24 protein-coding genes are annotated in these 21,202 nt (G+C 47.0%); 12 read left to right on the forward strand and 12 right to left on the reverse strand.

Annotated features, from left to right (window positions below; all coding sequences use genetic code 11):
* The first annotated feature begins 36 nt into the window (after positions 1-36).
* Both SPB21_RS26015 and SPB21_RS26020 read left to right on the forward strand, forming a co-directional pair.
* Positions 37-900 carry a M48 family metalloprotease gene (locus SPB21_RS26015; protein ID WP_163661001.1) on the forward strand — a complete coding sequence of 288 codons (864 nt, stop codon included), beginning with the start codon at positions 37-39 and terminating at the stop codon, positions 898-900.
* Between the two features lie 274 nt (positions 901-1,174).
* Positions 1,175-1,642, forward strand: coding sequence for a hypothetical protein (locus SPB21_RS26020; RefSeq protein WP_499868039.1), 468 nt, complete (start codon positions 1,175-1,177; stop codon positions 1,640-1,642).
* A 59-nt stretch (positions 1,643-1,701) separates the two neighbouring features.
* Here SPB21_RS26020 and infC read toward each other — a convergent pair whose 3' ends face one another.
* Both infC and SPB21_RS26030 read right to left on the reverse strand, forming a co-directional pair.
* A complete protein-coding gene (gene infC, locus SPB21_RS26025) occupies positions 1,702-2,187 on the reverse strand; it encodes a translation initiation factor IF-3 (RefSeq protein ID WP_083876980.1) in 486 nt (161 codons plus the stop codon).
* A 255-nt stretch (positions 2,188-2,442) separates the two neighbouring features.
* Complete coding sequence (locus SPB21_RS26030) at positions 2,443-3,114, reverse strand: glutathione S-transferase family protein (RefSeq protein WP_163697434.1); 672 nt, start codon at positions 3,112-3,114, stop codon at positions 2,443-2,445.
* A 61-nt stretch (positions 3,115-3,175) separates the two neighbouring features.
* Between SPB21_RS26030 and SPB21_RS26035 the strand changes: the two genes are divergently transcribed.
* Together SPB21_RS26035 and SPB21_RS26040 are read left to right on the forward strand one after the other, a co-directional pair.
* The gene (locus SPB21_RS26035; RefSeq protein WP_499868040.1) at positions 3,176-3,529 is read left to right on the forward strand and encodes a Spx/MgsR family RNA polymerase-binding regulatory protein; all 354 of its coding nucleotides are present in this window, start codon (positions 3,176-3,178) and stop codon (positions 3,527-3,529) included.
* Positions 3,530-3,544: 15 nt separating this feature from the next.
* On the forward strand, positions 3,545-3,727 hold the full coding sequence (locus SPB21_RS26040; RefSeq protein WP_006517379.1) for a hypothetical protein: 183 nt from the start codon (positions 3,545-3,547) through the stop codon (positions 3,725-3,727).
* An 80-nt stretch (positions 3,728-3,807) separates the two neighbouring features.
* On the opposite strand, the gene rbp is transcribed toward SPB21_RS26040, so the two are convergent.
* The 3 genes from rbp to SPB21_RS26055 form a co-directional block, all read right to left on the reverse strand.
* Positions 3,808-4,068 carry an RNA-binding regulator gene (gene rbp / locus SPB21_RS26045; RefSeq protein WP_006517380.1) on the reverse strand — a complete coding sequence of 87 codons (261 nt, stop codon included), beginning with the start codon at positions 4,066-4,068 and terminating at the stop codon, positions 3,808-3,810.
* Positions 4,069-4,308: 240 nt separating this feature from the next.
* Entirely contained in the window at positions 4,309-4,500 is a 192-nt protein-coding gene (locus tag SPB21_RS26050) for a hypothetical protein (protein ID WP_163660993.1), read from the reverse strand.
* A 189-nt stretch (positions 4,501-4,689) separates the two neighbouring features.
* Complete coding sequence (locus SPB21_RS26055) at positions 4,690-4,944, reverse strand: cupin domain-containing protein (protein WP_499868041.1); 255 nt, start codon at positions 4,942-4,944, stop codon at positions 4,690-4,692.
* 182 nt (positions 4,945-5,126) lie between these two features.
* Between SPB21_RS26055 and SPB21_RS26060 the strand changes: the two genes are divergently transcribed.
* The 4 genes from SPB21_RS26060 to SPB21_RS26075 all read left to right on the forward strand — a co-directional run bounded on the left by SPB21_RS26060 (position 5,127) and on the right by SPB21_RS26075 (position 11,779).
* On the forward strand, positions 5,127-5,255 hold the full coding sequence (locus SPB21_RS26060) for a hypothetical protein (RefSeq protein WP_006517383.1): 129 nt from the start codon (positions 5,127-5,129) through the stop codon (positions 5,253-5,255).
* A gap of 16 nt (positions 5,256-5,271) precedes the next feature.
* Entirely contained in the window at positions 5,272-7,839 is a 2,568-nt protein-coding gene (locus SPB21_RS26065) for a cyclic nucleotide-binding domain-containing protein (protein ID WP_499868042.1), read from the forward strand.
* Between the two features lie 487 nt (positions 7,840-8,326).
* Positions 8,327-8,983, forward strand: coding sequence for a YHS domain-containing (seleno)protein (locus SPB21_RS26070; RefSeq protein WP_499868043.1), 657 nt, complete (start codon positions 8,327-8,329; stop codon positions 8,981-8,983).
* Positions 8,984-9,007: 24 nt separating this feature from the next.
* On the forward strand, positions 9,008-11,779 hold the full coding sequence (locus SPB21_RS26075; RefSeq protein ID WP_163697428.1) for a response regulator: 2,772 nt from the start codon (positions 9,008-9,010) through the stop codon (positions 11,777-11,779).
* Between the two features lie 56 nt (positions 11,780-11,835).
* Here SPB21_RS26075 and SPB21_RS26080 read toward each other — a convergent pair whose 3' ends face one another.
* From SPB21_RS26080 to SPB21_RS26090, 3 genes are all read right to left on the reverse strand, one after another.
* Positions 11,836-12,468, reverse strand: coding sequence for an HAD family hydrolase (locus tag SPB21_RS26080; protein ID WP_163660984.1), 633 nt, complete (start codon positions 12,466-12,468; stop codon positions 11,836-11,838).
* 89 nt (positions 12,469-12,557) lie between these two features.
* On the reverse strand, positions 12,558-13,625 hold the full coding sequence (locus tag SPB21_RS26085; protein ID WP_163697424.1) for a M42 family metallopeptidase: 1,068 nt from the start codon (positions 13,623-13,625) through the stop codon (positions 12,558-12,560).
* A 1-nt stretch (position 13,626) separates the two neighbouring features.
* A complete protein-coding gene (locus tag SPB21_RS26090; protein ID WP_163660979.1) occupies positions 13,627-13,848 on the reverse strand; it encodes a hypothetical protein in 222 nt (73 codons plus the stop codon).
* 15 nt (positions 13,849-13,863) lie between these two features.
* Here SPB21_RS26090 and SPB21_RS26095 point away from each other — a divergent pair, with 15 nt between their 5' ends.
* Both SPB21_RS26095 and SPB21_RS26100 read left to right on the forward strand, forming a co-directional pair.
* Positions 13,864-14,043 (forward strand): hypothetical protein, encoded by a 180-nt coding sequence (locus SPB21_RS26095; protein WP_499868044.1) that lies wholly within the window; start codon positions 13,864-13,866, stop codon positions 14,041-14,043.
* Between the two features lie 6 nt (positions 14,044-14,049).
* Positions 14,050-14,736 carry a glutathione S-transferase N-terminal domain-containing protein gene (locus SPB21_RS26100; RefSeq protein ID WP_499868045.1) on the forward strand — a complete coding sequence of 229 codons (687 nt, stop codon included), beginning with the start codon at positions 14,050-14,052 and terminating at the stop codon, positions 14,734-14,736.
* On the opposite strand, the gene SPB21_RS26105 is transcribed toward SPB21_RS26100, so the two are convergent.
* The gene (locus SPB21_RS26105; RefSeq protein WP_499868046.1) at positions 14,725-14,934 is read right to left on the reverse strand and encodes a hypothetical protein; all 210 of its coding nucleotides are present in this window, start codon (positions 14,932-14,934) and stop codon (positions 14,725-14,727) included. The two genes, SPB21_RS26100 and SPB21_RS26105, sit on opposite strands and share 12 nt — an antisense overlap.
* On the opposite strand from SPB21_RS26105, the gene SPB21_RS26110 reads away from it, so the two are divergent.
* Positions 14,933-15,883, forward strand: a complete 951-nt coding sequence (locus SPB21_RS26110; protein ID WP_163660970.1) for a LysR family transcriptional regulator — start codon at positions 14,933-14,935, stop codon at positions 15,881-15,883. The genes SPB21_RS26105 and SPB21_RS26110 overlap by 2 nt on opposite strands.
* Before the next feature lie 846 nt (positions 15,884-16,729).
* Here SPB21_RS26110 and hisC read toward each other — a convergent pair.
* Positions 16,730-17,770 carry a histidinol-phosphate transaminase gene (gene hisC / locus SPB21_RS26115; protein WP_499868047.1) on the reverse strand — a complete coding sequence of 347 codons (1,041 nt, stop codon included), beginning with the start codon at positions 17,768-17,770 and terminating at the stop codon, positions 16,730-16,732.
* Between the two features lie 249 nt (positions 17,771-18,019).
* Between hisC and SPB21_RS26120 the strand changes: the two genes are divergently transcribed.
* The gene (locus SPB21_RS26120; protein WP_499868048.1) at positions 18,020-18,808 is read left to right on the forward strand and encodes a hypothetical protein; all 789 of its coding nucleotides are present in this window, start codon (positions 18,020-18,022) and stop codon (positions 18,806-18,808) included.
* A gap of 13 nt (positions 18,809-18,821) precedes the next feature.
* Here the strand turns inward: SPB21_RS26120 and SPB21_RS26125 are convergent, their stop codons facing one another.
* Both SPB21_RS26125 and SPB21_RS26130 read right to left on the reverse strand, forming a co-directional pair.
* Positions 18,822-20,102: a SpoIID/LytB domain-containing protein gene (locus SPB21_RS26125; protein ID WP_163697411.1), complete on the reverse strand. Its 1,281-nt coding sequence runs from the start codon at positions 20,100-20,102 to the stop codon at positions 18,822-18,824.
* Between the two features lie 304 nt (positions 20,103-20,406).
* Positions 20,407-21,132: an HAD family hydrolase gene (locus SPB21_RS26130; RefSeq protein WP_163660965.1), complete on the reverse strand. Its 726-nt coding sequence runs from the start codon at positions 21,130-21,132 to the stop codon at positions 20,407-20,409.
* Positions 21,133-21,202 lie beyond the last annotated feature (70 nt).

The raw sequence follows: 21,202 nt of genomic DNA on the forward strand, positions 1-21,202 counted from the left end.
ATAAGCGTAATGGCGAAATCAAAGGGTTGAGATAGTATGAATCAGTTTAAAACTCTTGCATTGCTGAGTGTTCTTAGCGCTCTGTTGATCAGTATTAGCTACTACACAATTGGTGGTACAGGTGGCGTCATCTTTGGCATCCTGATTGCAGCCATGACCAACCTAGGCTCATGGTTCTACTCCGATAAGATTGCCCTAGCTGCCCACGGTGCTCAACCCGTCAGTCGAGAAGAATCACCTCAACTGCACGCCATGGTAGAAAAACTAGCGAAAAAGGCTGATATTCCGATGCCCGGGGTTTACCTGCTACCCACCCAGTCAGCCAACGCCTTTGCCACGGGGCGCGATCCTGAGCATGCTGCTGTAGCTGTTACCCAGGGCATTATGGAAATGCTCCCCGCTGATGAGCTAGAAGGGGTGATTGCCCACGAGCTGAGCCATATTATGAATCGTGACACCCTCACCCAGGCTGTGGCTGCAACCATTGCCGGTGCGATCTCATTTCTAGCCCAGATGCTGCAATACTCCATGTGGTTTGGTGGCATGGGGGGATCTAATGACGACGACGGTCCTAATCCCATTGCCCTCATGGCCACACTTTTCCTGGCTCCCATGGCCGCAACCGTTATCCAGCTAGGCATTAGCCGCACTCGCGAATTTTCAGCCGATGCCGGTGCCGCACAACTTACGGGTAATCCCCGCGCCCTTGCCAACGCCCTCAAGCGTCTTGAAGCCAGTGCTAGACAAATGCCCATGACCGGCAACCCAGCCTATGAGCCTTTGATGATTATGCACGCTGTCCCCAAACAAATGTTTAGCGGATTGTTTTCCACCCATCCATCTACCGATAAACGAGTAGAGCGATTATTGGAACTTGAAAAAGAGCTAGTTACTGCTTAAAAATTAGTCTCGTATTTCCTTGCAAGATGACCAAAGGAGATAATACAAAAATCTTGTCGGACCATCCCTCTTGATCAGGGATGGTTTTTTCGGTTGATGATTTAGGAGATGCACCGGGCTAGATCCATTGCTATTTGAAGGTGTCTCCCAGCTAAAGTCATCCTGAGGATCAGCAATGTCAGTTTTGTTTTTACAGGTCTCTCAGATTGTCTTAGCTCGTCCCCCACTTCTGCACTCCCTACTCCCCGCACAACCCTGGTATCATAAAGCACCCATGCAAAAGGACCACCCTGTGACCACACAACAGAATACGAGCGAGTCACCAAGACCTTTACGTTTTTTATGGTTAACGTTTGACTTTGCCAGCTGTCTACCGACGGCCACAGATAACATTACTTCGCAGCTTTTTTTAACCCTGATGGCCCATCCTGCCATTAACCAGATCAAACGTTTCACCACCCAATCGGAGAATCTTGGTCCTGATGACATTGCTCAATGGGAACCCGGAATTTTTACGCTACAGGCCTATCGATCAAGTTTGCTGGATGTGTTAACTCAAGTATCTTCTCATCTGCTACCCCACTTAGTTCCCAGTGACCAAACATTAGAGCAAGTCACTATTACGATATACACCCAGCTAGGTAGGCATCATTATCCGGTTACCACCAACCTCAGCTCTGATGCCATAAAACTGGCCGCTGAAGACATTGAAACCATGGTTAGTCAACACGAAAAGCTCTAAGTCATTACCGTGGGAACAATGACTTAGAGCTTTAAACCAGTTAAAAAGCTAATAGCTGGTTATGCTGGCATGAGCTGTAAAACAAGCGCACGCCGATCAAAAGATTGGATCTTGCCAGTTTCTTTAAGATCTTTAACAATGCGTTCCAGCAGTTCCAGTGCCCGGTCGCGGTGCTGATGTTCCCGTCCTCTCAAACGGACGCGGAACTTAACAGAATCTCCTTTGCCCAACCACTGAGTCGCTTGGTTGATACGCAGTTGATAGTCAGATTCACCAACGTTAGGGCGAAATTTTACCTCTTTAACGGTGGTGCGTGCACTCTGCTTTTGGCGCTTTTTCTGCTGATATTGAAACTTACCATAGTCCAATATCTTAGCCACAGGGGCCTGCTTACTTTCAGAGACTAGAACTAGATCCAGCTCTACTTCTTCAGCCAGCTTGAGCGCATCTCTAGTATCGGTCAAGCCACGATTATTGTTTTCGTGGTCAATCAGCAATACTTGCGGAGCTTTGATCTGACGGTTGATTCGATGTTTCTGTACGATAAGTCTTTCCCTCTTTACTTAGAACGCGACAGGACTAAATGGACAATGCCGTTGCTGGAACGATACGAATCAACTAGACTCACTTCATAAAAGTAGCCATGAGCTTATTCATGCCCCAGCAATCTAACGAATTTCCTAATCGTAGCTTACCGCCTCAATAATGCAACGGATCTACAGCAAAGATTGTGATTCTGTAAAAAATAATCACTCTACCTTATATAGCTGTGCAAAAGGCACATCAGGTATGACCCTAGTTTATTCACTATCGTCAGCAATGTGTAGTTGATCAATAAAGCTTATTGCTTCTGATTCTGCAGCAGATGCCTTCGCCCAAGCTTGGATAGAGGGCAATGCCTTTACTGCATCTACAAACGCCCTGGCCGTAGGCATTAGCTGGATTTCATAGGTGACGAATCTGAGGGCCACAGGGGCATAGACCACATCTGCGATGGAAAAATCGCCAAATAGCCAGGGTCCACCATAGGTGTCATAGGCTTGGGTCCACATTTGCTCAACGCGACTGATTTCCTGTTGGGTGGATGTCTGTAGATTGGCGCGCTCCACAGGCACCCGCGCACGAACGTTTTGCGGCAGCTGTTCTCGAATACCGAAAAAACCGCTGTGCATTTCAGCCGCAATGGAGCGAGCGATGGCCTGGGCCTTTTGGTCTGTGGGCCAACCAATGGCCCTGGGATGTTGAGATCGCACATAGCCATAGATGGCACTACTGTCCCAAACCGCAATTGCTCCATCCATCAGTACAGGTACCCGTCTTGCCGGACTGTATTGACTAATTTGCTGCCAGGCCTCTGTAAACAGCGGCAGGCGAACCTCTTCAAACGCCAGACCACTTTCAGTCAAAAATAGCCAGGCCCGTAAAGACCAGGAAGAATAGTTTTTATTACCAATAATTAATCTAAAACCCATGGTCAACACCTGAATTGGAAAATGCTAACATCCGTAAGCAAATCACAGAACTGAAGTAACTATGGCGCTCCAGGTTTACGGCATTCCCAACTGCGGCACCTGTAAAAAAGCCTTGACATGGCTCGATGCTAACGGTGTTGACTATGAGTTTATCAATACTAAAGAGCATCCCCCTGGTCGTGAGCAAATTACCGACTGGGTGACGACACTAACTGCTAAGCCGATGCGTAATACATCCGGCATGTCCTATCGCGCCTTAGGAGAAGAAAAGAAAACCTGGAGTGATGCTCAGTGGATAGACGCCTTTACGGAAGACGCCATGCTTCTCAAGCGGCCTCTATTTGTCAAAGATGATCAGGCTGTATTAGTAGGCTTCCGGGTAAAAGAAGACGAGTTACAGGCAAAGCTAATTTAACAAAGGGAGTACCCCATGGGAGAAGCCAAACGCAGAAAAGAACAAGATCCTAAATATGGAAAAGTACCTCAAAAACGGCCTCAAACCAATCGGTTTAAGTTTGATCCTAAACGCATTACTCCAACAGAATGGTTGATTTGGGCGGTACTTTTTGGAGGAACAGCCGCAGTATTTTTGGGTACGTATTTTTGGCAATAAAGCCACACCAAGAAGTGCCACATTTGTAACAGAAATGTGGCACTTCTGATAAACCTTGAATTAAATAGAATGGGCCAGGGTTAGCGCTTTGGTCTTTCCTCCCGAGGGCGTGCTTTATTGACACGAATCTCACGACCGAGCCATTCAGCTCCATCAAGGGCCTCGATAGCAGCGTCTTCTTCGGCATCCGCAGACATTTCTACAAATGCAAATCCGCGAGGACGACCGGTTTCGCGATCCATAGGAACAGTTACTCGCTTAACGGTACCGTAATCTGCGAATACTTCCTGAATATCTTCCTGCGAAACCGTGTAGGCGATATTCCCTACATAAATGGACATGGACCTTCTCCAAACAATTAAGATGAAAAACTGACGAGAGTAACACTTAGACAGCTGGCACCCAGATAGGTATAGACGAACTGACTAGCCGCAGTTGACTGCTCATCCAGGGTCACCTTAACACAGAAATTCGGGCCAGAATCGTTGCCTGGACGACTTGTGAGGAAGGCTTGATAAAAAATCTTTTACATCCAGGCCTATAGATTTCCTCAGGAGTGATTTTGCGCTAGACCGGCAAATTTATGTCAGAATTACACCCAAATCGCCATAAGGGTTGTCTTGCTTAAGATCAAGCATCAAAATAGCTTGATTTAGTTCACTATCACTCCAGTGGGGATGGGAGACTTGTAATGTGCGACGGTTAAGCGTTTTAAGGGGCTTTTGTAGCCATGCGTCTTGATTATCAGTAGGTTTTAGGTTTTTGCTCAGCATAATGAACAGCCTGTCAATGGGGCCGGGTTAATTGATCCTAGCGACTACTTCAATCGTTTATCGTTCGTTACCGTACGGTTTACCAAAACTTTTTGAGCAGATCCTCACTTATAACTTATAGAAATCAACTCGACTTGGTTAGCAAAATCGCACTATCTATTGGAGGATGCCAACTAGTGCTGAACTGCACTAGTTGGCAACAACTCGACTACTCAACCAATGGTCTTTCAACACCTCCAGGGCCATGGAAAAATACCCATGTACCAAAGTCTTCTGAAAAAACTCAACTCGATGCTTCCTACCGGCTGGTACGAATAAAACCTCTCCTGGCTCAACTCTATGGCGAGATGGGTCGTTGATAAACTCACCCGTGCCGAAGCTACAACATAAATCTCGTCGCGTATGTGAGGCTGCTGTTGAGCCACACCAAAAGGTTAATAGCATTCAATCACAAGAGAACCATGGTTCAACAGTGCGATAAATGGAGAGTTTTGTTGCGCCAAAGACACTTTTGCGGAGTCAACTGTCAGCCTTTTCTCTGTATCTACCCTGTTTTGTATGCTAATCGATACCCAAAGGTCATATGATAATTCCCGCTTACACCATTGGCTTATAAGTAAATAAATATGATGGATATAGACGTTATTCAAGCAGGCGATAGTTGGCAGAACTGGGTATTTACGATTACTTATCTAAGTTTTTTACTATTTGTGGTGTGGCGGGTGATTGTGTCATCATCCAAACCATCTGAATAGTCAGGGTGCATCAATCATGGCGGAGTATGCGACTGAGATGGCTGAGGTGGCAACGCGGGTTAACTGGCTGCGGCAGGCCACATGCCTCAAGGTATTGCCAGAGGAGGTTTTGGTTGCGATCGCAACCAACCTAACCCCGCTCTCTATCCAAGCCAACCGTCGTCTTATTCTCGAAGATACCCAAGCCGATGCCCTCTATATTCTGAAAGCCGGTCATTTAGAACGCTACCGTAGCCAGCGGACGTCTATGGCCCAGATTGTAGAGCTGTTGCCGGGGGTAGTTTTACACTTACAAGAAATCCTGCTAGAGCAGCCCACCGATTACACCATCATTACCCTCGAAGATTGTGAGCTGTGGCAGCTATCTGCTGACAAACTAAGGCAGATCGCCTCCGAACATCCAAGTCTCAGCCAACAGCTCTCCGAACTATTGGCTGAAGAAGTTGAACAGCTGTCTGCCCAGCTACTTTACGAACAAGAGCGCCAACAAGAACTACGCCCCTACTTAGTACCCAAGGTCAGCCGGGGCGTGGTCGGCGCTAGTCGCTATGCCCAACGTCTACGGCAATCCGTGCGTACAGCAGCAAGTGTGATGGCCGATGACCACGGACGGCGCGACCCAGTGCTTATTTTTGGTGAGCCAGGATTAGAAAAAGATAACCTGGCTGCCCTAATCCATTTTGGGTCTCACTACAAACAAGAACCCATGATTAAGGTGAATTGCAAAACCTTGCGGGCCATTGAGCTATTTGGTAAAGGCGAGAGTCGTCCAGGACTGTTGGACTGGTTAGACCAGGGCACCCTATTGCTGAACAACATTCAGGATCTAGATCCTGAACTACGCCCCGCTATTCTGAGATTGATCAAAACAGGCCAGTATCAACCCACTACTCAGCCAGGCAATGCACCATCAGCAGTCAAGGAGAGTGCTGCCTGGATCATGATGATCTCAGAAAAGAGTCTCACACCCTTTGCAAACCTGTCTCCTCAACAGGTGAAAGTCCCTCCCCTCCGGGTGAGAAAAGCCGACATAGAAGCCCAAATCAACTACTACATTCAGCTCTACTGTCGAAAACGCGGAATCCGTAAGCCTAGGCTGACCCCCGAAGCATTGCGTCGTTTACAAAGCTATGATTTCCCTAGCAATCTCAAGGAACTAGATAGCCTAGTGCAACGGGCCATTGAACAGGCAGAATGTGCTCCTCGCCTGAATGAAGAAGTCTTTTGGTCCGCCAGTGAACAACCCAATCGATTTCGTCTGAATTTACTCAACGCTTATCCAAAATTACGGCAGTTCCTACGTAGTCCCTGGTGGCCTGATCGCATCAATTTTGGTTTTACCAGCTGGTTCTATGGGTTAGTGGTCGCTTTATTATTCTTCGGTCCCCAAACCCGTGATGCCAATATTGCCCTGAATTTCTTTTGGGCCTGGTGGTGGCCATTAATTTTGTTGTTATTTCCTTTTGTGGGTCGTCTTTGGTGTGCTGTTTGCCCCTTTATGATCTATGGAGAAATTACTCAAAAACTCTCTCTATGGCTATGGCCCAGACAGCTTGGGGAATGGCCAAGGCAGTGGGCAGAGCGCTGGGGAGGCTGGATTTTATATGCAGGCTTTGCCGCCATTTTGATCTGGGAAGAACTATGGAATTTAGAAAACACGGCCTATCTCTCTGCCTGGCTATTGCTGATTATCACGGCTGGGGCCATGATTTGTTCCGCACTCTTTGAGCGGCGTTTTTGGTGCCGTTACCTGTGCCCCATTGGTGGCATGAACGGACTATTTGCGAAACTCTCTATGACAGAATTGCGGGGGCAAACAGGTATTTGTTCAGCCACCTGTAACACCTATCAATGTTACAAAGGTGGACCAGCTAAAGGAGAAGGGCAAGAGACTGGTGGCTGTCCAGTCTATTCTCATCCAGCTCAGCTAGTGGATAATCGAAACTGTGTGCTGTGTATGACCTGTCTAAAAGCATGTCCCCATCGGTCGGTGGAGTTTAATCTACGCCCCCCTGGCATTGAGTTATGGACCACGCACACGCCTGCGCACCATGAGGTGGCACTGCTGTTATTGCTGTGGGGAGCGGTTTTTGTGCATCGGCTACCGGCAGTGGCAGAGCTGTTAGGCGTGGCGCATCGGGTTGAGGGATTTGGGGGACATGCGATCGCAACCACCCTGCTGCTCTTTGCTCCATGGCCCATGGCCTGGGCCACTCATAAACTCACCCATCTCATTCAACCTCGCCTGAAAGCCCGCCCGTTTATTCAAGTTGCCTATGGCTGGCTACCCATCGTTCTATTGGGCAGTCTGGCCCATTATCTTTCTCTTGGCCTAACTGAGGCAGGGCGTATTATCCCCGTTTCCTTAGCCAGTTTTGGCTTGGCAAGCACTGGGCCTGTAGTCGTAGCACATCCAGCTGTAATTGCTTTTTTGCAAGGCGTTAGCCTAATATTTGGAGCGTTACTGAGCATAGTACTCACCCAGCGTATCGCCCGACAACCTTGGCTAAAGATACTGCCTCTTCATGGCTTTACTATAGGCATAACAGCCATCCTGTATAAACTTATCGTTTGCGTTGATTAGTCTTGCAAAACAACAAAATATTTTGCTAGCTGAGGTAAGTGAACAGCCTGAGCCCTTCAGTCCCGATATATGGGAAGTCTCAATCCCATTGAATAAACTCCACCCCCTGCTCCCTTGTCACTATCTTGGCTTCTCAAAACTTCATAAGTGTGGGTGATTTCATCTACGAATCCACAGCAGAAGATGTGCGCTCTAAACGATTACTTTATCGGAGTCTCAATATAAGAATAAGCTCGTTACTGTATTGCTGATTTACAGCATATAGCTCTGTATAAAGGAGGGGTACACTTTATCTCGGTTGACAGATCTATGCAGCATTTGGTCTAACGTATGCCAATCCGCGCTCAGCACATTTGCGTAGCGTAGTAGCCTGCTCAAAGGTTATTTGCCCAATCCAACGGCTAAACTGGAGTATGCAGTTAGGAAAATCATATTCTCGCTACTTCTCGAATGAGCAACGATCAAAAGCTAGCGTGCAGGACTCTTTATGATTAGAAAACAAGCCGTCAACGTTATCACCTCATCCATTCCAGCTCTTTTAGGGGTGGGGATGTTGGTAATTGGTATAAGTAGCTGCAGACCTGATGCTAGGGTGTCCGATACGTCCACCTTCCAGGAGATTGCCCCTCAACCTGAGGCTGACCCTCAACCTGAGGCCACCTCTCAACCTGAGGCCACCTCCCAACCTGAGACCACCTCTCAACCTGAGGCTGCTCCTCAAACTGGGCTAGTTCAAGCTGCGCATAATCTGGTTCATATGAACCTGGATGAGAAGGGCATTGCTTTGCGGGGCTATGATCCAGTTTCTTACTTTACGGAAAGTGGGCCAGTAAAAGGCCAGGATAGTTACAGCCTCGTCTGGCATGATGCAACCTGGTACTTTGCAACTGCTGAGAATCGAGATCTATTTAGCCGTGAACCTGAAAAATATGCGCCTGCCAATGGCGGTTACTGCACGTTTGGTATTGTCCTGCGAAAGAAGTTTGATGGTGATCCGCAGGTGTGGTCTGTGATTAAGTCTCGCTTATATGTTTTCCTCAATGAGGATGTGCAGCAGAAGTTCTTACTAGATAGTACGGGTAACCTTCAGAAAGTTGCTGCTAACTGGCCCACTATTCAGTTCAAATCTCCAGAGGAGCTTTAAACCAAACCTGGTCGGCTCGGTTTTATGATTCGCAAAAGACTGCAGTTCCTCTCTAACTTTTCTTCCTTTGCAGTGGTTGCCTTGGCAGCTACTGCAACTTTGGCATTTCTGGATTTTCAAGATCGGGCTCAACATAATGCTCTAATTCAAAAACAGGAGCAACTTCTTTCGATTAAAGAGAACTTGAATCAGATGGAATCATCAATGCTCATGGCTCGATTGGATGAGGTCCAGGTTAATCAGGTTCAAGATCTTTCAGCCTCCTCTAAGTTTACGGATCACCTTGATCGGACAAGGCAGATTGCATATGACTTGATAGAAATTTGTCAAGAGAATGACCATGATAAGATTATCGATTCCCTTGAAACGTTTTTAGTGATTGTTGATAAGTATGAGCAATCGGTTAATCAAACCTTAGAAATTCAGTCTCGTATTGCTGCTACTGATGGCACAGGAACGTTAACTGAACTCCAAACGGTTAAAGATCGCATTCAAGCAGAACTCGATGTTTCTGATAAACAGGTTTTGATTTCCAAGTTCTTTCGAATGCAACTTTATGAGCGAGACTTCATCAGCACCCTAGATATGCGTCTGTCAGATCGGCTAGTTAATCAAGTTACAGACCTGGAACAAGCCATCATCAGGTCTGAATTTATAGGTCCTGTCACCTTCGAGTCATTTTTGTTGGATGAAGTTCAACAATATCGAGAGCTAGTTGTTGAACTAATGTACAGTACGTTAGAGTTGGAGCTTTCTACGGCTGAAGCCTCTCTGCAATTTGATCGAATTGCCCCTAATATTTCTAACAGCCAGCAGGAAGTCAATGATTTACTCGATTTGACAACCGAACAGCTCCAGTCCCAACGGCAGATTTCTAGTTTGCAAACAGTTTTAGTATTTACCATTGTCTTTATTTTACTGATTACCTTCACTTTGCTACAGATTCGTAGCGCCCAATCATTACTTATTCGTCTGAAACAATTAAAAAACGCCATGAATGAGATGGCGATAGGTCATTTTCAGTATTTGGGAGAACTTCCCGAGGGAAATGATGAAGTTGGGGCTTTAGCTCAAAACTTTAAAGCAATGTCCACTCAAATTCAGAGCCAGTTTGAGACAATTCGTGAAGAGAAGAAAAAAGCAGAAATCGCTAGCCAGGCTAAGTCTCAATTTCTGGCCAACATGAGTCACGAAATTCGAACACCGATGAATGGAGTCATTGGTACCACGAGCTTACTGTTAAATACTGATTTAAGTTTTGAGCAGCAAGAGTATGTCGATATTATTCAGAATAGTAGTGATAGCTTACTGGGCGTTATTAACGATATTCTCGACTTCTCTAAAATTGAATCAGGCTACATGGTTCTCGAGGAATCTTCCTTTGAACTCAGGCACTGTATCGAAGATGTTCTAGATCTTTTTGCCAGTGAAGCTTTAGAGAAAAATTTAGATTTGTTATATCAAATTGCCAGTGATGTTCCCCTGTGCATTCAAGGTGATTTGAATCGGCTACGTCAAATTTTAATGAATTTAGTTAGTAATGCTATTAAGTTTACAGAGAAAGGAGAGGTTCTGATTTCAGTGAGACTGAGGCAGTCTGAACCACTAAACTCAAAAACAATAGACTCAAAAACACTGGAAACTATCCAACCTGAATTTCCTATAATCCTGGAATTCTTCGTTAAAGATACCGGTATTGGCATTCCGATCGATGGAATTCCTAAACTCTTTAAGGACTTTTCTCAAGTTGATAATTCTACGACCCGAAAATATGGGGGGACTGGCCTAGGGCTGGCTATTTGTAAACGCTTAGTAACCTTAATGGGAGGTGAAATTTGGGTCGCCAGTGATGTGGGACAAGGTTCAACCTTTTATTTCTCCATGCAAACTCGATTAGCAGACGCACAATCACAGCTGCATCTAAACCCTCAAGTTCCAGTTCTGCAAGCATGCCGTGTTTTGATTGTTGATGATAGTCATGCGAGTTGTGCGGTGCTGGCAGAACAGTGCAGTCAATGGGGACTAAAACCAGACACTGTGCCATCGGCTCAAGCTGCTTTAGGTAGCCTAAAACGAGGCCAACAGTTTGATTTAGCTATTATCGATGTCCAGATGCCAGGTATGGATGGCTTGGAACTTGTTCAGCAGATTCGCTCGCTTCAACTTGATTTTCCCTTGCCTTGTATTATGTTGGGCGCTGTTAGCAAACCCCATGATAAAGAAGAGCTATTCGATGCTTGGTTAACTAAACCCATTAAGCATGCAAACTTGTGGAATGCTGTAACTGACCTTGTTAAAGCTCAACAGAACTCTCAACAATATTCTGAAAAACAACAAAATAATTGTGATAGCACTGCGAAACCTTTCTCCCAAGATGCTAACTCTTTATCTGAGGCCCATGTATCTGGCAATGGTTCTGGAAACCGCCCGCCCCTCAGGATTCTAGTAGCTGAGGATAACCCTGTAAATCAAATGGTGGTGTTACGGATTTTGGCGAAGTTAGATTATTCGGGTGATCTAGCGGCTAATGGATTGGAAGTTTTAGAGGCTTTAGAACGTCAGCACTATGACATTATTTTCATGGATCTTCAAATGCCTGAAATAGATGGCTTGGAAGCAACTGAGCAAATCATTGAAAAATGGGGTGAAGATCGCCCAAAGATTATTGCAGCAACCGCTAATGTCCGGCAGGAGGATCAAGCGGCTTGTTTTGCAGCTGGCATGGATGACTATATTAGTAAACCCTATGCCCTAGAACAAATCCAGGGTATGCTTGCAAAATGGGGAGCAAATTAGAGGGGAGTAAATTCGTTCTGTTGTTCACTAGTGTTATGCATGGGCTAAGTGTCTGATTAGAAATTGACCGGCTGAGGTGTGTCTAGCCAATCAACCACAGCCTTTAGCGATCGCACCCCATAATCTGCATACTCTGACCACATAAACTCGCCATCGGTGTCAATGTAGACCGTTGCTGTACCCGCTCGCTGCCCCGCCATCAGGTCAAACTTATAATCTCCCACCATCACGGCTGCAGTGGATGGAGCCTCCCAAGTATCCAATAGCGCTAAAATGCCATCGGGTTCTGGTTTTGGTGCATGACAGTCGCGACTGAGTACGAGGGCGGGTTCAAAAAAATCCATCAAACCGCAAGCATCGAGGGTCTCATGGGCAATATCTTTGCCGTTTCGGGTAAGAATGCCAATTTGTTTGCCTTGGCTAATGAGCAGTTCTAATAGTTCATGGGCTCCAGGCTGTGCAGTGGCTTGACTTGCTAGGTCTAACTCAATCTCTCGTAACTGTTTATATTTAACGGCGGCAATATCTGGGGGCAACTGACGTAATGATTCCAGAATGGGTGTGCCTACCGGTAGTTCTAAGGTTGCTCGAATCGCTTCAAAATTGTGGATACCAAGGGTCAATGTGCCATCCATGTCGAACACCCAGCAGGTGCGATTAGCCAGATTCTCGTTGCCGGTTAATTGCATACCTCATTCCTGGTTGACTACTTTTGTCAGTGTAACGTGGGGTGATAAAGCTTAGTTTAGTCGCTCTGAGTCTTGGGCTGAGGCGGCTCCTATCCGTTGTGGCTGCATGATTGAACACCGTTGTTTAAGTATGCAGTGAGGACAGTGAGGCAGTTTGCGATCGCACCCAAATCAGCAATCTCATATCCGTGGGTATTCTGCGTCGGAAAACTCAAACAAGCTCCCTTCGGCACATGGCCAAACTTCATCGCAATTGATGCATCACTACCAAATTGAGAAATCACTGCCTGTTGAAGCTGAATTCTGACAGTGGACGCCGCTGAGATCAACTCCTGATTCAGTCCTTCGTCATAGAGACCGTAGCTATCTTGGGCGAACAAAACAGGCCTGGGACCATCAACAATTGGGTATTCCTGGGATAGGGGACAAATTTCCAACGCAATCAGCCGACTCAACTTCTGTCGTTGACTGAAGAATAGGGCCCCGATCGCACCGACTTCTTCTTTGGCAGAGGCCACCAGATATACATCTACCGGAGGGTTTTTGACCCGCTCTGCCAAACCTAACAAAATAGCGACCGATGCTTTGTTGTCTAAGGTATAACTGGCAATATGATTCCCTAAACGAAACGGACGCTTACGATGTTTGCCCACCACCATCCGTGTTCCAGGGCGAATTCCAGCCCTCACCAATTCTGGGGTTGAGAGTTTAGTCTCTACCCAGGCTGTCTCCCAGCGTACTGCTTTACCTTCTTGCTGAGATTTGTGGGGAGACTCATGGGAAACATGGCGAGACCCAAAGCTAAGGATACCTGAGATAGTCTCCTTATCGCCGAGCAGATCGACTACACCTTCACCATAAACCCAGGGATAGGCTCCACCTAAACGTCTGACCTGTAGCCTGCCCCCAGACTCAATGCCTTTAACAAGAGCACCAATCTCATCTTTATGGGCAGTAACAGCAATCGCCCCATTACTAGTACGACCTGGGATTTTAATCACAATGTTGTCGGCTTCATCGTGCCAATGTTCAACACCAAGATTGTCCAGCCACTTCTGAATATACTGATTTATCTCTCCTTCAACGCCACTGGGGGAATGGCAAAGGACTAACTCCTCAATAATAGAAAAGAAGCGATCAACATCCCAGATGCCCATGCTATACCTCCGCCTGAGATCGAATCAGACCCTGGACTAAATTCTCTAGCTTCTCCTCAGAACAGCATTCAATCAGGGCATCGAATATATCTAACAGTTTGGCTGCTTCGTCGCCGTGCATTGGGCTTAGACCCCATACATCTTGCACCCAATCTTTTGGGGCTGTTTCTTCAAAAATAATGCGTTCTAATAGCTGTTTTGATTCTTCCTTGGACAGGGCCATGCTCTCTGCTCACCTATGCAACTGCTTTATCCTGCCACATTCAGCCAACTGAGCGAAGTCGTTCGTAACGCGTCTCCGATGGAAGTCGTGAACTGGATGCGTCGTGAGTTATCCATGGTAATTGAGAATTTTCAACAGTTTACGCCCAATCTTGAAACCTACGCTAGAATAGTTCAAGATTTTCGTACAAAGTAGTTAATCATGATCGACCTCTATTATTGGACGACGCCCAACGGCCACAAGATCACGATTTTCCTCGAAGAAGCAAACATACCTTACACAATTCACCCCATTAACATTGGCAAAGGTGAGCAGTTTCAGCCTGAGTTTCTTAAGATTGCGCCTAATAATCGGATCCCGGCCATTGTCGACCAGGCTCCTACGGACGGTGGTGAACCCATTAGCCTGTTTGAGTCAGGGGCAATTCTGCAATATTTATCAGAAAAAACGGGCCAGTTTTTACCTGCGGACTTACGAGCTAGAGCCGAGGTGTTGCAGTGGCTCTATTGGCAGATGGGTGGTCTGGGGCCCATGCTGGGGCAAAATCATCATTTCTCTGGCTATGCCCCTGAGAAAATTCCCTATGCCATTAATCGCTATGTCAAAGAAACAGCGCGGCTATATGGAGTGCTAAATCAGCGTCTGGTCGAACGCGAGTATGTTGCTGGCGCTTACTCTATTGCTGACATGGCGATCTATCCGTGGATTGTCCCCTATGCCAAACAGGGGCAAGACCTCCATGATTTTCCCCATCTAAAACGTTGGTTTGAGGCAATTGCTGCTCTACCTGCTGTACAGCGCGCCTATGGGCGGGCAAAGATTGTGAATCCGGCCCCGAAGCCATTCACTGATGACGAAAAGAAACTGCTCTTTAACCTAGAAAAATAGCAATATCCGTAGGGGCAATCCCTTATGGTTGCCCTGCTTTGCCGTCGCCTCTTGTCCCAGGGTAGGCACAAGGCCAGCCCCTACGGGGTATCCATTTGCCTTGACATAAAACCACTCCATAGATGCCATCAGTCGATTCCATAGGTTAATGGCCAAGAACTTGTCACAATGGTGTGGGTCACTTTTTACGCACATCATGGGACAGGATCGCCTGGGGCAACTCAAACCTTCGCAACTGCGAGTGCTAATTGCTGTGGCTGATGGCGGTAGTTTTAGTGAGGCAGCCCTACAGCTGCAGCTATCGCAGTCAGCTGTAAGCTATGCCATTGCTACCTTGGAAGAGGATCTGGGGGTAGTGCTGTTTTCCCGTGGACGCTACGGAGCCGTGCCCACACCCGTGGGGCAGCAGATTATCGAGCGCGCCCGCCATGTGCTGCATTTAATTGAGGATATTTATCAGCAAGCCAACCTGGCTAAGGGGTTTGAGGGGGGGCAATTGCGGATTGCGGCCTTTCGCAGTGCAGCTACCCATATTTTGCCGGAGGTGATTGCGCAATATTGTCAGCGGTATCCTGCGATCGCAATCACCATTGCCGAATACGATGACCGTCCTGATGTTGAATCTGATTTGCGCAAGGGTAAGGCAGATGTGGGAATTACCTACTTACCCCATGCTCCAGATCTAGAAGCCTCAGAACTGACCCAGGATGAGTTTGTGGTGCTGTTCCCCCCGGATACTGCATTACCCGAGCCCCTTACCTGGGAAACCTTAACGACCTATCCGCTGATTATGGCACCTGACGGTGATAGCTGTGATGCCATGGTCATCAACCATGGCCGCCAGTATGGTGTGGAGTTAACGCCCACGTATCAAATTCGGTCTGATGCCACCATCGTGAATATGGTAGCCAAAGGTCTAGGCGCAGCCATTAGTCCCCGACTTGCTGCTGAACCTATTCCCCCTGGTGTGCAGGTGTGCAGTTTGCCAGAACCGATTTATCGCATCATTTGTGTGGCCACACTTGCTGATGCCCTCTTACCGCCACCCGTGTTTGCATTTATGGAATTGTTGAAAGAGAGTACCCAAGACGCTTTAGACCCAAGCAATAAAACATCTCCCAGGCAAAAAGCTCAGGAGATGGTGTGACAGGATATTTCGGAGAGATTGAATACCCAAACTTACTCTCGGTTTGATCTTCTGAGCTGAGTCAGAAAAGCAACCTCTAGATTGGGAGGTTCTGTAGGAAAACTTCCTTGGTTTAGATGTTCAATGCTTCTCCGTGATTTAGTGTTGTTTGCAATTTAACTTGTTTTATTCTTGCTTAGCCTAAGGGTTAAGGAGGATTTTAGATTTCGAACGATTTTACTGGTTGGTTTATGTGAAGCCTGATAGAAATACTAGTTTTTTGCTTTTTTGGGATCGTGTCTTCTAAGTGTTAGTGCAGTGTTAGTGCAATGGGAAGAGATCCTGAAGAGAGTTCAATGTGGTGAGATTTACGGTATGGATAAAGTCTCTTTAGGACTGCTTACAGGCACGAGTTAGGGGGCTGCACAAAAATAAAGACCTATGTTGGAGCTGTAGATGGGTGGATGAGTGATGGGGTAAGAGGGTGATCATTTAAGCGCAAGCGCCTTAATTCTATCTAAAGTGAACAGATCGTAAATATATGTTTGTTTTGTCTTGTTGTAGGGTATCGAGTGGCGTTTGACAATGGTTGTTTGGGTTATAAAAAAGTCTCCTAAGTAAAAGAACTTAGGAGACTTGTGTGACAGGATATTTAGAGACACTGGGATTCCCGCTAAGCTAGCCCAGATAAGATACGCTTCTCGCTCAAGATGCTTATGCTCTCTGTGAAGGATGCATGGTTCTCAGTGTTGCTCTAGGGTTTAGTTTCATCCATTAATGTATCTAATTGTGTTAATGCTTTACATTGTCCAAAGGTGGAGTATTCTCGGCTTTCGTTTTGGGAACTCCTCATCCCCTGCTGACTGCTTATAGTAAGTTTGTTAGCACCTGTAAAAGCCGCTGATTCTGCTCTGGTGTGCCCACTGTAATCCGAAGCTTGTTGGTTAAATGGGCTTGGGGGTAGTGGCGTACCCAAATATCATGCTCCCTAAGGGCGTCATGGAGCCTTGGCGCTTCTGGATGGGTGGCCAGGACGAAGTTGCCATGGGATGGTGGCACCTGGAAGCCTAGCTTGCGTAGGGCTAAGGTGAGGTGCTGTCGATCTAATTTGATTTGGTTTACACACTGATTTTTATAGGTCTGATCGGCAATGGCGGCGGCAGCAGCACAATTTGCGATCGCATCTACTCCATAGCTATCTTTCACCTTAAATAAACCTGCGAGTAATGCAGGTTGAGCGATGCCAAAGCCAAATCGTAGTCCTGCCAGGCTATAGCCTTTAGACAGGGTTCGCAGTACCAGAACATTCCCATGGGTTTGCGTCAGACTTAACGCCGATTCTTCTGCGAAGTCCACATAGGCTTCATCAATCACTAATAGCCCCTGAATGGTGGTGGCTAACTGCCGGAGCTCAGCCATGGGAATCCGATGGCCCGATGGACTATTGGGTGACGCTATGAGCGTGAGAGCTCCATCGGCTTGCACAATTTTCTCCAGTGGTAGAGAGAATTGTGTATCGTAGGTGATTTCAATAATCTGAGCGCCACAGATCTGGGCCAAAGTGCGATAAAGGCTATAGGTGGGCGTTGGATAAACAACCGTTCGTGTCTCATCTATACAGGCCCTCATCAATATATTGAGCAGATCATCACAGCCGTTGCCAACGATAATCCAATCTGAAGGAATGCCTAACGCCGCTGCCGCTGCATGACAGAATTCTTGCGAATAGGGATCGGGGTAACGGCGTAACCATTCCCCATCAAACGTGTTTAGACGTTTCAGTGCATTTGGCGAGGGGGGATAGGGGTTTTCATTGCTATTGAGCTTGATGATGGATTGGTTGGGGGATCGGTAGGGGCTAGGCTGATGGCCAGTGGCTGTTGTAATAACGGGTCGAAAATATCTCATGGCCCCATTATATTCACGGATATTGTTACAGTTATGTTGTTAACGATGTCCGTGATTTTGCCAAAAAGAAAGGAAGAGCATTAATCAGACGCTGTCATCCTTTAGTCAGGTGGGAATACTGTAGTCGATCTCAATAATATCGAGATTAACTGTAAGATTCTATGGATAAACTTACAGGCGAAAAAATTTCCTTGACCTAGTTGCGGCACGTCGGTTGCAACGGCTGTCTACTACACCATAAAACTGTTCATGAAAATCGCCATAGATAATAGTGCTCTGATTAAAACATTTCTGAGGGGAGAAGAATCTCTTTTAGCCAATCGCGAGCTACGTGTAGAGAAGGCTTTGGATGAGATTCAGTTGCTCACCACCCAAGGAGTGCTATTAGCCAAAGGGCGATTCACGACTAAGTGTCCCCATATTGTCATCCGTTTAAGTTCTGATTATTGGGCGTTGCTCCATCAGTTTGCCCTTGAAGCAGGGTTTATTCCGCTCAGTCTGGAACAGGCGCGCTCGTCTAAGGCAACGTTTGCTCAGTATGATCACCATAGTGTGCCAGCAGGGTATCAGATTCACTGTGAGGCAGCGTCTGTTTTTTGGAAAACGTGGTGGGTCAACCATCGTAGTATGCAGCTGATGGATATTCTGCTGCTGTGCCACAAGCAATGGTATCCGGTTAAACACATGCTGTGTGATACCGGGACGATCTATGTCAAAACCTGGCGCGGAGAACAAATCCTGTCCCTGGCAGATACTGTGGTGTGGCTAGATCGTAATGCGCAAAGACAGCGACTGCGTGTCAATGTCCGAAAACGCCATGCCAAGGACACATTAGTGGCTAGCAAATATCCCTATCATGATGAATTGGTGGCTAATCACTCGGAACCCCTCCAGAGACCTAAGGTTCCGGCTAATCTACAGTCAGTAATTAAAGCTGATGCTACTCGGCTACTTGTCCATACCGTGCTAGGGCCGGTGGTGATCGAAGGGCAAAATCTAACCTGTAACCTGGCACGTAAGAGCGTCAAAGTCTCTTAAGCAGTGAGTGACCCTACTCACCAATGTCAATGCGTCCTACCGATGTGTCAGGATAGTATGCAGACAAGATTTCATAATAGCGATAGCCCTGTTCTGCCAAATCTAGGGCTCCGGTTTGACTCATCCCGTACCCACTATGGGCATCGTCAACAATATCTTGATTAGCCGCGTATAATGACTCCACCACACCACCGCCATAGCTAATAAATTCTCCGGATGTTTCATGGACGGCCTGCTGGGTGGAGCTAGCTTCCGTGGCAATACCTTTATAAGCTTGATACCGTTGCGTATCATCCAAGTCGTAGGTTCTTCGCTGGTGGCGAACGGTGTGTACGATGGCATAGGAACGCGCTGCAACGGCCTGGGCCTTTAAGGCTTCTAAAGACCAACTGGCAGACATTTCAGCTCCAACTACGCTGTATAAATACTCCTGAAGCATGACGTAATTTACAGCCATGACTCCGCCGTTTTGCCATAACAGCAGTAAGCGTCCGCGATACCACCGATTGCCAACCGCTACATAACCATTATCTGGTTCAACCCAGAGGGCTGTTGGGGCCGGTTGGCCATTTACAAATAGCCCTCGCTCGTCAGCACTGATTTGATAGCTAATACCCGCTGATACATTTTCCACAAGTTCGCCGTTGGTGCTCACGAGCACCCCCCCTTCGGATGCAGCGATTGACACATCAGGAGCCTGCTTCGTCAAAGCGACTCGCATTTCTGTGTAGTTATCAATTGTGGGATTGCTAGAGGGTTCAGGGGGTAGTGCGCGCACCGCGACTTTTGGTAGAGTCGGTGTTTGCGGTTGGGCAGCGGGCTGTGGTTTGGCAGCAGATGCGGTTCTGTTCGGTGGACTGGGCCAACCTGCTGGTTTTTTAGGTTGTGTTGCTGGCTTAGCGGCACTATCTGCGGGGTTGTCTACCAGGTTTTTTACGGTTTTGGTGACTAACCACTGTCCTAACGCCACAGCATCAGCTTGGATAAAGGGTTCAATGGGAGCTGGCGAGGTTGAGTTTCTTGACGTCTTGGTTGTCGCAGATGATTGAGGCTGCTCTGGCTTTGATGGCTTGCTCTTTGGAGTTTTGGGACTAATCTCAGCGGTTGCCGATGATTTTTGCTCTGGCTTTGTCTGTGATGCCTTGTCCTCTGGTGCTTTGGGTTTAACCTCATTAGTCGCAGGTGAAGCTGTGGTGTCAGCCTTGGCTACTTGACGACCAACCCCAGTCAATGGAGCCGATATCATCACTGCAGACAGAATTACACTGGCGATCCTAGAGAGTTTAAGAGGCATTTAACTTTGTATGATTAATTTTATTGGTTAGTAATAATGACTGCGGCCTGCGGGATTTGGCTCATAATAAAGACGGTTAATATCTGGCTAGTGCTTTAATTATCTATGACGAAAATAATTTAAGTTTTATTTTTATTTAAAAAACACCTTAATTACACGGTGGCATTTTTCGCTACATTTATCTTTCTCTAGGGTGCCTCTATGTAGATTGCCCTCGCCCATAGCAAGATGTGTCAGACTTAGCCTTATACCTTAGTCGTATTTTTTTGCCACATTGCATGAATAATGGTTTTCCTGCGTTCTATTAAGGGTAAGGTATAAATTGATCCCAGTGAGTGATGGCTTTGATGTCAGCTGGTGCAGCCGATGACGAGGCGCGTTCAGCCGAGCGATCAAAGTAAATGGATCGCATTCCCAACCGCTGAGGTGCGATCGCATCATTGGTTAAATGATCGCCAATAAACAATACTCTCTCAGGGGCTGGATTTCCGGCTGCTTCTAGAGCCATTTGGTAGATGGTATCGCTCGGTTTGCGCTTGCCACATTCGGCACTGTCCAGTACAAACTGAAAATATACGTTCAGGCCATAGCGCTCCAGCATTTTGCCAGGCCAATCTGCTAAGAAAAAGTTAGAGATTACCCCCATGGACACCTGGTCTTGCCAGCGTTGCAGCATGCTTTCTACGCCAGCAGGTAGTCTGAGTGTAGCGGGAAAGCACTCCATAAACTGAACTTCCATTTCTGCGAGCACTTGGTCAACTAGCGCCGTATCTGCCTCAGGGCGATAGACTGCCAATAGATTGCGAAACCGCTCCTGTAAGGTTTGCTCATGGGGTTTGCCAGCAATATACTCTAACCGCCAGCGGTGGTAATCAGCCCGTACATCTTCAATGTCTGTATAGAGCCCGGCTGTCACTGGCACCTGATACATGGGTGCTAACCCTGCTTCATAGCCAGAGGTATCAAAATCGTCGATCAGGGTATTGAAACAGTCAAAAAAAATCCAGTCGAGGGACGTGCTGGTGACCATGGTGAATCTGCCCTATATGCCAGATGCGCGGAAGTGCTTCACTAGGTTAGCGCCATTAGGCACGTTCATC

It is taken from the genome of Leptothoe sp. ISB3NOV94-8A (genome assembly GCF_043421595.1).
Classification (GTDB): Bacteria; Cyanobacteriota; Cyanobacteriia; order Phormidesmidales; family Phormidesmidaceae; genus Leptothoe; species Leptothoe turfae.